19 protein-coding genes are annotated in these 13,799 nt (G+C 57.8%); 7 read left to right on the top strand and 12 right to left on the bottom strand.

The window, feature by feature from the left end; genetic code table 11:
• Positions 1–68 precede the first annotated feature (68 nt).
• Positions 69–881, top strand: a complete 813-nt coding sequence (gene map, locus AC2FFH_RS17645; protein WP_058274999.1) for a type I methionyl aminopeptidase — start codon at positions 69–71, stop codon at positions 879–881.
• Here the strand turns inward: map and AC2FFH_RS17640 are convergent.
• Genes AC2FFH_RS17640 through AC2FFH_RS17625 form a run of 4 tightly spaced genes read right to left on the bottom strand, consistent with a single transcriptional unit; the run spans position 869 to position 3,474 of the window.
• The gene (locus AC2FFH_RS17640; protein WP_109313628.1) at positions 869–1,048 is read right to left on the bottom strand and encodes a hypothetical protein; all 180 of its coding nucleotides are present in this window, start codon (positions 1,046–1,048) and stop codon (positions 869–871) included. The genes map and AC2FFH_RS17640 overlap by 13 nt on opposite strands.
• 23 nt (positions 1,049–1,071) lie before the next feature.
• Positions 1,072–1,707, bottom strand: coding sequence for an HAD family hydrolase (locus AC2FFH_RS17635; RefSeq protein WP_496765549.1), 636 nt, complete (start codon positions 1,705–1,707; stop codon positions 1,072–1,074).
• Between the two features lies 1 nt (position 1,708).
• Positions 1,709–2,266, bottom strand: coding sequence for a 16S rRNA (guanine(966)-N(2))-methyltransferase RsmD (gene rsmD, locus AC2FFH_RS17630; protein ID WP_496765551.1), 558 nt, complete (start codon positions 2,264–2,266; stop codon positions 1,709–1,711).
• Positions 2,263–3,474: an NAD(P)/FAD-dependent oxidoreductase gene (locus tag AC2FFH_RS17625; protein WP_496765553.1), complete on the bottom strand. Its 1,212-nt coding sequence runs from the start codon at positions 3,472–3,474 to the stop codon at positions 2,263–2,265. The genes rsmD and AC2FFH_RS17625 overlap by 4 nt, the downstream gene beginning before the upstream one ends.
• A 99-nt stretch (positions 3,475–3,573) precedes the next feature.
• On the opposite strand from AC2FFH_RS17625, the gene AC2FFH_RS17620 reads away from it, so the two are divergent.
• The 4 genes from AC2FFH_RS17620 (at position 3,574) to AC2FFH_RS17605 (ending at position 5,112) form a co-directional block, all read left to right on the top strand.
• Entirely contained in the window at positions 3,574–4,059 is a 486-nt protein-coding gene (locus tag AC2FFH_RS17620; protein WP_058279067.1) for a peroxiredoxin, read from the top strand.
• A 104-nt stretch (positions 4,060–4,163) separates the two neighbouring features.
• Complete coding sequence (locus AC2FFH_RS17615; RefSeq protein WP_496721120.1) at positions 4,164–4,409, top strand: glycine zipper 2TM domain-containing protein; 246 nt, start codon at positions 4,164–4,166, stop codon at positions 4,407–4,409.
• A gap of 13 nt (positions 4,410–4,422) precedes the next feature.
• Positions 4,423–4,770, top strand: coding sequence for an EF-hand domain-containing protein (locus tag AC2FFH_RS17610; protein WP_496765556.1), 348 nt, complete (start codon positions 4,423–4,425; stop codon positions 4,768–4,770).
• A 33-nt stretch (positions 4,771–4,803) separates the two neighbouring features.
• Positions 4,804–5,112 (top strand): hypothetical protein, encoded by a 309-nt coding sequence (locus AC2FFH_RS17605; RefSeq protein WP_496765558.1) that lies wholly within the window; start codon positions 4,804–4,806, stop codon positions 5,110–5,112.
• On the opposite strand, the gene AC2FFH_RS17600 is transcribed toward AC2FFH_RS17605, so the two are convergent.
• Genes AC2FFH_RS17600 through AC2FFH_RS17585 form a run of 4 tightly spaced genes read right to left on the bottom strand, consistent with a single transcriptional unit; the run spans position 5,109 to position 7,851 of the window.
• A complete protein-coding gene (locus tag AC2FFH_RS17600) occupies positions 5,109–5,402 on the bottom strand; it encodes a 4a-hydroxytetrahydrobiopterin dehydratase (protein ID WP_170411625.1) in 294 nt (97 codons plus the stop codon). The two genes, AC2FFH_RS17605 and AC2FFH_RS17600, sit on opposite strands and share 4 nt — an antisense overlap.
• Positions 5,399–6,586 (bottom strand): GNAT family N-acetyltransferase, encoded by a 1,188-nt coding sequence (locus AC2FFH_RS17595; protein ID WP_496844956.1) that lies wholly within the window; start codon positions 6,584–6,586, stop codon positions 5,399–5,401. Before AC2FFH_RS17595 ends, AC2FFH_RS17600 begins: the two co-directional genes overlap by 4 nt.
• A gap of 45 nt (positions 6,587–6,631) precedes the next feature.
• Entirely contained in the window at positions 6,632–7,399 is a 768-nt protein-coding gene (locus AC2FFH_RS17590; RefSeq protein WP_496844955.1) for a glycerophosphodiester phosphodiesterase family protein, read from the bottom strand.
• The gene (locus tag AC2FFH_RS17585; RefSeq protein WP_058275010.1) at positions 7,396–7,851 is read right to left on the bottom strand and encodes a RidA family protein; all 456 of its coding nucleotides are present in this window, start codon (positions 7,849–7,851) and stop codon (positions 7,396–7,398) included. The genes AC2FFH_RS17590 and AC2FFH_RS17585 overlap by 4 nt, the downstream gene beginning before the upstream one ends.
• A gap of 291 nt (positions 7,852–8,142) precedes the next feature.
• Here AC2FFH_RS17585 and AC2FFH_RS17580 point away from each other — a divergent pair, with 291 nt between their 5' ends.
• Both AC2FFH_RS17580 and AC2FFH_RS17575 read left to right on the top strand, forming a co-directional pair.
• On the top strand, positions 8,143–8,970 hold the full coding sequence (locus tag AC2FFH_RS17580) for an MlaA family lipoprotein (protein ID WP_496844954.1): 828 nt from the start codon (positions 8,143–8,145) through the stop codon (positions 8,968–8,970).
• Entirely contained in the window at positions 8,960–9,559 is a 600-nt protein-coding gene (locus AC2FFH_RS17575) for an MlaC/ttg2D family ABC transporter substrate-binding protein (RefSeq protein WP_496726405.1), read from the top strand. Before AC2FFH_RS17580 ends, AC2FFH_RS17575 begins: the two co-directional genes overlap by 11 nt.
• A gap of 71 nt (positions 9,560–9,630) precedes the next feature.
• On the opposite strand, the gene AC2FFH_RS17570 is transcribed toward AC2FFH_RS17575, so the two are convergent.
• Genes AC2FFH_RS17570 through AC2FFH_RS17555 form a run of 4 tightly spaced genes read right to left on the bottom strand, consistent with a single transcriptional unit; the run spans position 9,631 to position 13,798 of the window.
• Positions 9,631–10,728, bottom strand: a complete 1,098-nt coding sequence (locus AC2FFH_RS17570) for an ABC transporter ATP-binding protein (protein WP_282119608.1) — start codon at positions 10,726–10,728, stop codon at positions 9,631–9,633.
• A gap of 3 nt (positions 10,729–10,731) precedes the next feature.
• The gene (locus AC2FFH_RS17565; protein ID WP_058279072.1) at positions 10,732–11,631 is read right to left on the bottom strand and encodes a carbohydrate ABC transporter permease; all 900 of its coding nucleotides are present in this window, start codon (positions 11,629–11,631) and stop codon (positions 10,732–10,734) included.
• Complete coding sequence (locus AC2FFH_RS17560) at positions 11,624–12,496, bottom strand: carbohydrate ABC transporter permease (RefSeq protein WP_496765563.1); 873 nt, start codon at positions 12,494–12,496, stop codon at positions 11,624–11,626. Before AC2FFH_RS17560 ends, AC2FFH_RS17565 begins: the two co-directional genes overlap by 8 nt.
• Before the next feature lie 57 nt (positions 12,497–12,553).
• On the bottom strand, positions 12,554–13,798 hold the full coding sequence (locus AC2FFH_RS17555) for an ABC transporter substrate-binding protein (protein WP_496777257.1): 1,245 nt from the start codon (positions 13,796–13,798) through the stop codon (positions 12,554–12,556).
• Position 13,799: the final 1 nt, after the last annotated feature.

Below are 13,799 nucleotides of genomic sequence, written 5' to 3'. Positions count from 1 at the left end.
CCCTCTGGAACTTTCTGCACAAGCAGCGTAAAAGGCAGGCTGCGCGCAACATTTGGAGCTTAGCGTCGATGAAAGAACATCGTGGCCGCCTGACCAAGGACGGCATCCGCATTTACGAACAGGGTGACTTTGCCGGCATGCATGCGGCAGGGGCTTTGGCCGCGCGGATACTCGACGATATTGCAGAACATGTCTTTCCGGGCCAGACCACTGGCGCGATTGATGGCATGATCACGCAGATGGTCGAGGATGCAGGCGCGACATCGGCAACAATTGGCTACAAGGGCTATCAGCATGCCAGCTGTATCAGCGTGAATCACGTGGTCTGCCATGGCATTCCCGGTGACAAGAAGCTGAAGGATGGCGACATTCTGAACATCGACGTTACGGTCATCGTAGACGGCTGGTTCGGCGATACTTCGCGCATGTATGTTGCGGGCAAACTGCCCCGCAAGGCTGAGCGTCTGGTCCAAGTGACACATGATGCCCTGTTCAAAGGCATCGAGGCGGTCAAGCCCGGCAACACCTTCGGTGATATCGGCCACGCGATTCAGGCATATGTCGAGGCGCATCGGATGAGCGTCGTGCGCGATTTCTGTGGTCACGGCCTGGGCCGAGTGTTCCACGCGCCGCCAAACGTGCTGCACTATGGCCGTCCGGGCACTGGCGCGGTTCTGGAAGAGGGCATGTTCTTCACCATCGAACCGATGGTGAACCTTGGCCGTCCTGAGACGAAAACACTTGCCGATGACTGGACTGCGGTGACCCGCGACAAGTCACTGTCAGCGCAGTTCGAACACTCTGTGGGTGTGACGGCTGATGGCGTCGATATCTTTACCCTGTCACCGGGCAACAAGTTCCATCCGACCTATTCGTCCTGATCGGCGGCCTGCTCGCGCAGCAGTTTCAGCAGCAATGTTTCCGTTCCCCACGGCGTAATCGCGTCGTGGATGAACACAGGCGCGCGCAAAGGCTTGGGCGCGGGTCCAGTGTGGGATTCAGCGGCCTGTGAATGGGTCCAGAACAGAGAAGTGGCGGTGCGGTCCATCCGCCAATCCTAGCATAATTGATTTATAAGCCCAAAAGCTTTGGCACTTGGGCCATGTCGTCAAAGACCTCGGCACCTAGTGCAACCAACCGCGCACCGTCGTCATGGGCCGCATACCCCAGGCACCGCATGTCGGCGCGCTTGGCAGCGGTGACGCCGTTTTCGCTGTCTTCGATGACGACGGGGGACTTGGCACCGAAATGCTGCGCTGCTGCAATGAACAAAGCAGGGTCGGGTTTACCCACCCCCAGAACATGCGCCGAAAACATCACATCCCGGAACCTGTCCCACAACCCGTTCTGGCTCAGGGTGATCTGCATCTTTTCCGGGCGGCCATTCGAGGCGACGCAATACGGAATACCTAATGAATCCAACTGCGCCAACAGCTCGGGAACACCCGCAACCAAAGGTGTACCGGCACGCAAAACCTCATAGGTTTCCGAATAGATTTGTTCGATCCAATTATTCGGCAGGTCCGCGCCCAGCGCCCGGGCCTTTTCGCGGACACCGGTCATCGTACCGCCTACGAAAAGCGCCATGCATTCCGCCAAAGACAGGTTCAGCCCATATCTCGCAAAGCTGTCGATCAAAACCTGGTTGGACAGAACCTCACTATCGACCAGCACACCATCGCAATCGAAAATGACCAGATCGTGCATGTCAGACCTCTGCCCGCCACATCAGCGAAATATGCGTGTCGCCGTATTTACGCGTATTGTGCAGGTCAAACCCTTCTGGCGCCTCAATGGGGGCGTTTTCTTCCCAGACGATCAAGGCGTCTTTTGCCAGCCACCCCCCTTGAGTGACCGTCGCAAGCGCCTTTTGTCCCAGGCTTTTGCCGTAAGGCGGATCGAGAAAAATCAGATCACAAGGCGCGCCCGGATTGTCACCCAACCGTGTCGCGTCGCGGCGGATCAGATCGGTACGATCCTTGCTGTGGGTCAGATCAATGTTCTTACGGATCAGTCCCTGCGCCACACGCCCGTCATCAACGAAAGTCACATGCGCCGCGCCGCGCGACAGCGCCTCAAGCCCCAGTGCTCCGGTGCCGGCAAAAAGGTCCAGAACACGCAGCCCATCAAAGTCGATCTGATGGCTCAGCACATTGAACAGGCTTTCACGCACGCGGTCAGTGGTGGGACGCAGATGCGCCCCGGCATCGCCTTTGCCGACCGAGGCCAAGGCGCGACCTCGGAACTCTCCGGCGATGATCCTCACGCTTTGAGCAACGGTTTCAAGTCCGCGTCTGGGTCGGCCACGACCGCCGGGTCGGCCGTTTTGCCTGCATCGATCAGGCGTTTGCCGACCATGTAAGCGCGCGGGTCGTTCATGGCATCTACCGCAATCAGCTGATCGCCTTTGTAATACCAGAAGGACACCGTCTGCCCGTCGCCCTTGCGGGTCACCACGCGGTCATAGCCGGTGTTCAGACCTGCGATCTGTAGTTTGACGTCATACTGGTCCGACCAGAACCACGGCGTCGCCACATAGTCTTTGGCGGCACCCAGCATGTTCTGAGCAACAATCTCGGCCTGATCGATGGCATTCGGTACGCTTTCCAGCCGAATACGACCACCGAAATGCGGGAACGACGCGCAATCGCCTGCCGCCCAGATAGCCGGATCAGAGGTGCGGCCATGAGCATCCGTTTTGATGCCGTTGTCCAGTTCCAACCCGGCCATCTCGGCCAATTGGGTCGAGGGTGCGATGCCCACGCCAACCACGACGAAATCAACTTCAAGCTTGGTGCCATCGGTCAGGACGGCCCCGGTAACCTTGCCGTCTTCGCCGACCAGACGATCCAGCCCGACGCCTTCACGGATGTCAGCACCGTATTCGGAATGCAGAGCACGGAAGTAATCGCTGGTTTCCGGTGCCGCGACACGTTGCAAAATCCGTTCTGCCATCTCAACCAGAGTAACCTTGACTCCACGCTTGGCGCAGACGGCGGCCGCTTCAAGCCCGATATAGCCACCACCAACGATCAGGGCGCGGGCGCCCTCTTTCACGCGGGGCTCCATCTCGTCGATATGGGTCAGGTCGCGCACGACATGGACGCCTTCGAGATCACCGCCAATGGCAGCAGGCAGGTAACGCGGGTCGGAACCAGTGGTCAGGGCCAGTTCGTCATAAGAAATCACCTCATCGCCCAGGGTCACGGTCTTGGCCTTGGGGTCGATCGCGGTCACGCGTTTACCCAGACGCAGGGTGATGTTGTTTTCGGCGTAGAAACTTTCAGGGCGTAGGAACAGGCGTTCAAGCTCCATCTCACCCAGCAGATAAGCTTTGGACAGTGGGGGGCGCTGATAGGGCAGATGCTGCTCGGCACCGATCAGCGTGATATCGCCTTCAAACCCGTCCTTGCGCAGTCTTGCAACAAGAGATGATCCCGCCTGCCCGGCTCCGATCACAACAATATGGCTCATCTTCGTCCTGCCCTGTCAAATTCCCGTGGTTTCATTCTCTGGCTCACCTATATTGCGGCTGAGGCCGACTCTGCAAATCCAATCGACAGGAGGAACAAGATGATTTCAACCGGTGATACGCTTCCCGACGCAACGTTGACTCAAATGGGGGCAGAAGGGCCCGAAGAGGTTCGGATTTCAGACAAGACCAAAGGCCGCAAAGTTGTGATCTTTGCTGTGCCCGGCGCATTCACGCCGACCTGCCACTCGGCCCATGTGCCCAGCTTTATGCGCACCAAGGAACAGTTCGACGCCAAGGGCGTGGACGAAATCATCTGCGTCTCGGTCAACGACCCCTTTGTAATGAGCGCATGGGGCGAAGCCACTGGCGCGACAGGTGCAGGCCTGACCATGCTGGCCGACGCCGCATCCGAATTCACCAAGGCCATTGGCATGGATTTCGACGCCCCGCCCGTCGGCCTGCTTGCGCGCTCAAAGCGCTATGCGATGTTGGTCGAAGATGGCAAAGTCGTTGCATTGAATCTTGAAGAAAACCCAGGTGCCTGCGAGATTTCCGCGGGCGAAGGTCTGCTTGAGGCCATCTAGGTCACTCGGGCCCCGGTACAGCCGGGGCCACGTTAACCCTATTTCACTTGATGCAACTTCCTGATGGGTCGATACTTGCCCCATTCATTCAGGGAGTTTTTTTGATGAAGCTCAAAGTCATCACAGTCATTCTGGGTGCTGCAGGCGCGCTGGCAGCGTGTGGCCCGGCCCCGACACCTCAACAGCAGCAAGCACGACAGCATGAGATCGCCTGCCTCGGCGGCACATTGGGCGGTGCACTGATCGGCGGGGCGATTGGCAATCAATTCGGCGGTGGGTCCGGCAAGGACATCCTGACTGCGGCAGGGGCCGTCGCGGGCGGTGTCTCGGGCCAGCGTTACGCGTGCTGAGGAGAGAATGATGATGAAAACAGCGATTTTGACGACAGCGTTCATTCTGATGGCCAGTGCAACCTTGGCGGAAACAGTGGCTGAACTGCACGAAAAGGAACTGAACGCCATTGATTCCAACAACGATGGCTTCCTGTCCAAGGACGAGTTCAACGCTTTTTCGGATTATGCTTTTCAGGCCATGGACGAAGACAAGAACGGAACGCTGGGTCTGGAAGAAGCCAAGCCGTTTCTGGACATAAAGCGGTTTCAAAACGTTGACCGCAACAACGACAGCTTTATTTCACGATCAGAGTATGACCAGCAGATGGGCGATGATTTCCTGGCCGCCGATCAGGACGGAAACGGCCAGTTGGATTGATCGCACGACCGGGCTGAACGATAGGAGCGTGGTATGAAAAAGTGGATAGCCCTCGGCATTCTGGGGTTTCTTGCCGCCTGTGATGCGCCGCAGGCCCCCGTGGTGACCGGACCAAACGGACAGCCCCAGATCCAGATCAGCACTTCGGGCCTGACGTGCTATGATACGCGTTGTTTGGACATCAATCCGGCGGCGCGCAGCGTTCGTTCGGTTGGGAATCGGACAGCCGGTATTCCACGAGATATCGACGTCAGCAACGGCACGGTCACACCCGCCGATTTCCGTCGTCTGGGTGAAATAGCTTCTCTGGCCGGCGGCATGGGATCCAGAGGAGACCGTTAAACGAGGCTGTCCATTTTTCGCGCCAATTTGGCGTCCAGCGACGATAACCCACCGACATCATGTGTGGACAGGACGACCTCAACCGTGCGGTACACGTTTGACCATTCAGGGTGGTGGTTCCACTTCTCGGCAAAGATCGCCACCTGGGTCATCCAGCCAAAGGCGTGGACAAAATCCTCGAAAATGAAGGTCTTGGTGATAGCATCCCGGTCGGTGACCATGGTCCAGCCGTTGTCGAACAGCGGATCAAGAAGAGGGCCGCGAGTTTCGGTCGACAATAGTTCCGTCATTGCTGTTCCTCCGGATTCGATTTTCTGAACGGACCATAATCCGTCAGAATCTCGATCTCTTCTCCCACTGCGTGGGCCTCGGCGTCCAGATATTTCTTGATCGCATCGGCAAAGCCGGGGTCATTGACCCAATGCAAGCTATGCGTGCGCGTGGGCAAGTAACCGCGCGCCAGCTTATGTTCACCCTGCGCGCCTGCTTCTACCCGTGCCAGACCTTCCGCAATGGCAAAGTCGATCGCCCTATAATAGCACAGTTCGAAATGCAGGCAGGCGTGATGTTCAATGCAACCCCAATACCGGCCAAAAAGCGTTTCGCGGCCGATGAAGTTCAAAGCCCCTGCGATGGGGTATCCGCCCCGTTCAGCCAGCACCAAGGCCATATCGTCCGCCATGGTTTCATGTGCAATATCAAAGAATTGGCGGGTCAGATAAGGCACGCCCCATTTACGGGACCCGGTGTCCTGATAAAACTGCCAGAAGGCATCCCAGTGTTCGGGGCGCAGGTCATCCCCCGTCAGAGTGCGGATTTCGCCGCCAAAATCGACGGCCCGCGCGCGTTCTTTGCGAATGTTCTTGCGCTTGCGCGACGATAATGCCGCAAGAAATCCGTCGAAGTCCTGGTGTTCGTCGTTCAGCCAGTGAAACTGCTGCGACTGGCGCAGCATAAGGCCCATCTGTTCGCCCGCCAGCGCCTCGGCTTCGGTGCAGAAGGTTGCGTGGACTGAAGACACCTGATTGTCCGCAGCCAATTGCACCGCCCCCTGCACCAGCGCAGACATGCCAACCGAGTCATAGCCGGGGCGCACCAGAAAACGCCGACCTGTTGCAGGGGTGAACGGTACGGCGATCTGCAGCTTGGGGTAATAACGACCCCCGGCACCTTCATAGGCATGCGCCCAGTTGTGGTCGAAGATATATTCGCCCTGACTGTGGGATTTGGCATACATCGGCGCCGCCGCGATCAGCATCCCGTCCAGATAGGCCGCCAGGTATTGCGGCTGCCAGCCAGTTCCACGCCCAACCGAGCCGCTGTGCTCAAGTGCCAGCAGAAACCGGTGGGTGGTAAACGGATCAAGCGGACGGCCGCCATCGGCAACCTCGGGGCAGGCGCAGCTGTCCCATTCCGCCGCAGATATCTGCGACAGCGAACCCAGCACCCGAACCTCGATCTGTGCCTGATCCATTTGCCCTCCGCCTCTGATCTTTATCTGTGACGTTGCAGGGCTGGTTCAACCCGGTTGAACAGCCAGATACCCTTCGAACGTCACATTGTCCGCAACTTCGCGGGCCTCTGCCTCTTGTTCAGGCGACCGCACGGTCCAGCACAGGATCGGTACACCGCGTGCCTTCAGTTCGGCCACGCGGGGGCGGTCAAGGTCTTCGACCTCATGGCTGATGAAACTGGCCCCGACACGATCGAAATCCGGAATGTCGCGCAGGTAGTCACAAACACTCTGAGGTAAAAGCTCGACCTTGGGCTGGTACGATCCTGTCACGATGCCACGCGGCAGATGCGGTGCCAGCCGCGCCAGTTCAACGACCGAGTTGGGGTTGAACGACATCAACGCCACCGGCCCATCGTAACCTGACAATGCACGCACGGCGTCTTGTTCCAGCGGGCCCACGGATGTGCCCATCGCGCCGTCCTGATCTTTGAATTCGATCAGCAGCGGTACTTTACCTGACACGATTTGCAGCACCTCATCCAGCCTCGGGATGCCATCTTCTGCGTGCAACAGCGTGGTGCCTGACGCCTGCGCCGAAGTGATCTGTTGGATCGGTCCGGGCTGTCCGGTCAGGCGGGTCATGTCATAGTCATGAAACACCATGGCCCGGTTGTCCGAGGTCCGTTGCAGATCAATCTCGATCCCATAACCGGCGTCCACAGCGGCGCGAATGGCCGCCCGGCTGTTTTCCGGGCGGTTGTCCTGTTTGTCGTGCAGCGCACGATGCGCCAACGGGACTTGAAGGAATACGTCAGGCAGCGCGGGCGTCATTGAACTTCGAAGATACCTTCGATCTCAACCGCGACGCCCAAGGGCAGTGCCGCCGCACTGACGGCCGAACGCGAATGGCGGCCTGCATCACCCAGCGCTTCGACCAGAAAGTCTGACGCACCGTTGATGACTTGCGGCTGCGCGGTAAAATCTGCCGTCGAGTTCACAAACCCGGTCAGCTTGATGACGCGCACCAACTTTTCGATATCGCCACCGCAGGCCGCTTTGACCTGGGCCAGAAGGTTGATCGCACATACCTTGGCCGCAGCAGCGCCTGCTTCGACTTCCATGTTGTCGCCCAGCTTGCCAGTGATCAGATCATCCGCCTTCGAGATCTGCCCCGAGACATAGACGATATTGCCCACGCGCACGAAGGGCACGTAGTTGGCCGCCGGCGCAGGAGCGTCCGGTAGGTTGACACCCAAGCTTTCCAGTTTCGCCGCGATGCTCATGAGGTCTCCTCCCAAATTTGAGTCGGGGCGAAGCTAACCGGGAAGGCAAGGATCGAAAAGTGCGAAAACGGCGATGTGACCTGCACCGGTTGTGGGCGTAACTTTTCTTATTCTGAACTGTTGAACCTGTGTCACTTTACGTTGACCTATTCGGCAGGTTAAACGCTATCTGTTTCATATTGGTGGCGAAACGCCTATGTGACTTTGGGTAGGCCGGGCACAACGGCCAAAAAGAGTATTGATTAAGTGTTCGGGCGCGGACTGTCCGAACGTTTTGGAGTGGCAAAGATCGTGTTGAGCAGAATCAACCTAAAACCCCTGATCGTTGTGTCCGTATTGGCAGTTCTCAGCGCCTGCACCACACGCCCTCCGGAGGGTGTTCAGCAGGGTGAAGCATTTGATCCGTATGAACGCAACAACCGGGGCATCCACAAGTTCAACCTTGGCGTCGACCGGTTTCTGTTTCGTCCCGCCTCGAAAGGGTACGTAAAGATCGTGCCCGACTCGATGGTGACCAGTTTCAACCATTTTGCCGAAAACCTGACGATGCCGGGCCAAGCCGTGGACTACCTGCTGCAAGGCAACCTCAAGCAGTCGGGCAATGCACTGCTGCAATTTGTGATCAACACGACCGTTGGTGGCCTGGGGTTGTCAGCCCCCGCCGACGAGTTGAACCTTCCGCCTGTGGATACCGATTTCGGTGAAACGCTGCACGTCTGGGGTTTTGGCGAGGGCGCTTATGTCGAGCTGCCGCTCTATGGTCCGTCAACGCAGCGGGACTCGATTGGCGTTATCGTCAACCTGTTCTCGAACCCGATCAACTTCTCTCCGGTCCGTCCGGTCGACAATATCGGTGTCTATGCCGAGGTCGTGCGCCGGATGGGTGATCGGGGGCGTTTTTCAGACACGGTCGACTCGATCCTATATGAAAGCGCCGACAGTTATGCACAAGCGCGGACCATTTACCTACAAAATCGCCGCTTCGAACTGGCGAGAGACGACGAAGAAACCTATCTGGGTCTTTACGACGACCCTTATGCAGACAATGGGACCGACCCTGTCAGAGATCCCTACCTAGACCCATACGAGGACCCCTATGAGGACCCCTATGCCGAGTAACCATATGAACCGGCGCGGTTTTGTCGCCACAGGCCTTGCTGGCCTGGCACTGACCGCCCTGCCTTTTTCCGCCTTTGCCCAGACTGAAGCCAGCGCCAAGGCTCTGGTCGTCAGTGTCGTGGATGACATCAACCGCATTATCGCCTCGGGCAAATCCGAAAAGGCGATGATCCGCGATTTCGAAAAGGTCTTTGTGCAATATGCCGATGTGCCGATCATGGCACGTTATGTGCTGGGGGCGGACGCCCGTTCGGCCAGCCCGTCGCAGTTGAAGCAGTTCACCAAAGCGTTTCAGGGCTATATCTCGAACAAGTATGGTCGACGTTTCCGCGAATTCATTGGTGGGCAAGTCACCGTCCGGAAAGCCCGGAAAATCAAGGCCGGTTACGAGGTACGCACCTCGGTTAAGCTGCAGGGCTCGTCCCCGTTCGAGGTGACATTCCTGGTTTCGGACAAATCAGGCCGCGACAAGTTCTTCAACATGTTCATCGAAGGGGTGAATATGCTGCTGACCGAACGAACCGAGGTTGGCGCTATGCTGGACGCCCGTGGCGGCGACCTGAACCGTTTGATCAAGGACATGGGCTAAACCAAGGTCAGCCAACCCGGTTAAGTATAAGAAAAACGCCGCGCGATAGGGTTCGCGCGGCGTTTCTTAGTTCAATTCAGGCGCTCGCCGGTTTCCTTGGCGAAGTAAGATACTTTGCTCATATCGAAGGCCAGGTTCAGCATCTTGCCCGCCTGAGCACTGGTTTCCGCGTGCAGCCTTGCGGTCACCTGCTTGCCGCCCAGTTCTGAGACAACATAGGTATCGGCCCCTGCGGGTTCGACCATATCGACCATGCACGCCGCTTCCTGCACGCCATCACCGGCACGGAAACCGGCCTCGGCAATATCCTCGGGGCGCAAACCGAGGATCACATCCTCGGGCAACGCCAGATCGCGCGCATCGTTCAGAACCAGAGTTTCCCCGGCATCGCGCGAGATGACGATTTGTGTACCCGATCCTTTTTTTGTGACCTGCGCAGGGATCAGATTCATCGCCGGCGAGCCCATGAAATCAGCGACAAACAGATTGGCCGGGTTGTTATAAATTTCGGCCGGGCTGCCGATCTGCTGCACGATCCCGCCCTTCAAGACCACGATCTTGGTGGCCAGTGTCATCGCCTCAATCTGATCGTGGGTCACGTAGACGATGGAAGCGTCCAATGTCTGGTGCAGCTTCTTGATCTCGGTCCGCATCTCAACCCGAAGCTTGGCATCGAGGTTCGACAGCGGTTCATCAAACAGGAACAGCTTGGGATCGCGCACCAGCGCCCGGCCCATCGCCACACGCTGACGCTGACCACCGGATAGCTGGCTGGGACGACGGTTCAGCAGCGGCTCGATTTGCAACAGTGAGGCCACATCGTTCAGCTTGGCCTCCTGCGTTGCCTGATCGACCCCGCGCACCTTCATGCCGAAGGTGATGTTCTTGGCGACGCTCATAGTCGGATACAGAGCGTAGGATTGGAACACCATCGCGATGTCGCGGTCCTTGGGGCTGACATGGGTCATGTCTTTGCCGCCAATCGCCAGTGTCCCGTCGGTGATTTCCTCCAACCCCGCAATGCAGTTCAGCAAGGTGGATTTACCGCAGCCCGAGGGGCCGACCAGCACCAGGAAATCACCCGGTTCGATCGAGATGTTGATGTCCTTCAGAATTTCGGTTGCGCCGTAATTCTTGTAGAGTTTGTTGATATCAAGGATGGGAGCCATGGGTTATCCCTTCACAGAGCCAGCGGTCAGGCCGCGGATGAAATACTTACCGGCAACGACATAGACGAGCAGCGTCGGCAGCCCCGCGATGATCGCGGCGGCCATGTCGACGTTGTACTCTTTGACGCCGGTGGTGGAGTTTACGATGTTGTTGAGCGCCACAGTCACGGGCTGCGTGCCCGCCTGGCTGAACGACACGCCGAACAGGAAGTCATTCCAGATCTGCGTGAACTGCCAGATCACTGTCACCACGATGATGGGCAGCGACAGCGGCAGGAAGATCGACCAGAAAATCCGCAGAAAGCCTGCCCCATCGACCCGAGCGGCTTTGGTCAGCTCGGCCGGAATGGTGACATAGTAGTTGCGGAAGAACAGCGTAGTGAAGCCAAGGCCATAGATCACGTGGACAAAGATCAGGCCCGGAATGGTTCCGGCGATCCCCATCATGCCCAGCAGCCGCGCCATTGGCAGCAGAACAACCTGAAACGGAATAAAGCAGCCAAACAGCATCAGCGAGAAGATGATGTTCGCGCCTTTGAACCGCCACTGCGCCACGACATAGCCGTTCAGCGCACCAATCAGGGTGGACAAAAACACCGCAGGCACAGCGATCAGGACCGAGTTCCAGAAGTAAGGCCGCAGACCTTCACACTGGATACCGGTACAAGCCCCGGACCATGCGGTTTTCCAAGCATCAAAGCTGACTTCGCGCGGTAGTGAGATCAGGGACCCGGTGCGGATTTCCTCAAGGCTTTTCAGCGATGTCGTCAACATCACGAACAGCGGCATCAGGTAATACAGCGCGAACAGGCCCAGCAGGACGTAAAGCAGCCAACGAAGGGCAATCTTGCCAGTGGCGCTCTGCGAGCGAGTTTGGGTTTGGGGCATCGACAGATCAGTCATTTTTCGCCCTCAGCTCTGAATAAAGATATGGAACCACGATGGCAAAGACGACCAGCATCATGATCATTGCGGAAGACGCCGCCTGACCGATATCGCCGCGCGAAAACGCCATGGCATACATGTATGTGGCTGGCAGATCAGTCGCGTATCCCGGACCGCCACCTGTCAGCGCGATGACAAGGTCAAAGCTCTTGATCGCAAGGTGGGCCAGCACGATGAAGGCAGACAGGAAGATCGGTGCCATCGACGGTATTATGATCGCCGTATAGATGCGCCATGTGGGGACACCATCGACCTGTGCGGCTTTGATGATTTCACCATCCACCGAACGAAGCCCGGCCAGAAACAGCGCCATAACAAAGCCCGAGCTCTGCCAGATCGCGGCAATCACGATCGTGTAGATGGCGTAATCGGGGTTCACCAGCCAATCGAATTCAAAATTCGGAAAGCCCCAGCCCTGCACCATGGATTCAATGCCCAGACCTGGGTTCAGGATCCACTTCCATGCGGTGCCGGTCACGATCATCGACAGTGCCATCGGGTACAGGTAGATGGTGCGAATGACCCCTTCGACGCGGATCTTCTGATCCAACAGGATGGCCAGTAGCAGGCCCAGCACCATCGCGATCACGATGAACAGCGCGCCAAAGATATACAGGTTGTTGATTGCCGTATCCCAGCGAGGGGAATCGAACAGGCGTTCATACTGAATGAAGCCATGGATCTCGTATTTCGGCAGTAGTTTCGATCGGGTCAGCGACACCCATGCGGTCCATCCGATAAATCCGTAGACAAAAATCAATACGGCGATGAACGACGGTGCCAGCACCACCTTGGGCAGGTGGTTTTCCAGCCATTCGGACATTTTTTCCTCCGGGGAAAAGTGCTCTGCCCCTCAGTATAGGGGGCAGAGCGTTTTGGATCAGTAGCTGTTGGCCACTGCGTCCGCCAGTTGCTGAACCGCGTCAGCCGAGGACATATCCGAGTTGAAATGCGCGGTCACAACATCCGTGATCGCACCAGACTGCGACCCGCGCAGCGCCATGCCATGGGCGTAAGACGGCAGCAGCGAACCACCTGCCGAGGTCGTACCCATGTCTTCTGCCGAGATTTTCGCGCAGATATCAAAGGCATCCAGCGCTACGTCAGTCCGTGCAGGGATCGAACCCTTGTTCAGGTTGAACACTTCCTGGAAGTTCGGTGCGACGATCAGTTTGGCCAGCAGTTCCTGGCCGGCGCGGTTGTCGTCACCTTCAACTTCGAACATGGCAAAGCTGTCGACGTTGTACAGATATCCGTCACCGGGGGTCGAGGCACACAGGAAATCTTCGCCGGGCTTCTTACCAGCGGCCAGGAATTCACCTTTGGCCCAGTCACCCATGATCTGGAAAGCGGCCTCGCCATTCATCACCATGGCGGTGGCCAGGTTCCAGTCGCGACCCGAGAAGTTTTCGTCAACATATCCACGCATGGTACGCATCTGGTCAAAGACCTGTACCATTGTGTCCGACGTCAATGCTTCGGGGTCGAGATCGACCAGGGCTTTCTGGTAGAATTCTGGTCCACCAATACCCATGACGACCGCCTCAAACACGGTCGCGTCCTGCCAGGCCTGACCACCGTGGGCCAGCGGGATCACACCAGCTGCCTGCAGTTTTTCGGCCGCTGCGTTGAACTCATCCCATGTGGTGGGCATTTCGATTCCGTTTGCTGCCAGAACATCGGCATTCGCCCAGATCCAGTCGATGCGGTGCACGTTCACGGGTGCAGCGCACCAAGTGCCTTCGCACATCATATGGCCCGCGATCGACGCAGGCAGGACATCCGCCCAGCCTTCTGCCTCGGCCACGTTCGAAATGTCGGCCAGAACGCCTTCTTCGTACCATTCCTGAATGGCAGGGCCTTTCAGCTGGACTGCGGTCGGCGCGTTACCGGACAGAACGCGGGCGCGCAGCGCGGTCATTGCCGCATCACCACCGCCACCCGCAACGGGCATGTCGGTCCAGGTACCGCCGTTCGAGGCGAATTCTTCCTGCAGAACGGCAACCGACTTGGCCTCACCACCCGAGGTCCACCAGTGCAGTACTTCCGCCTGCGGCTCGGCCACAACGGACGATCCGGCCACAACGGCCAAAGTCGAAACGGTGGCAAATGCAAAACGCTTCATT

The organism is Ruegeria sp. YTSC003 (assembly GCF_059609785.1).
The sequence above is the reverse complement of the archived record's forward strand: the minus strand, read 5'-3'. Positions and strand labels throughout refer to the sequence as shown.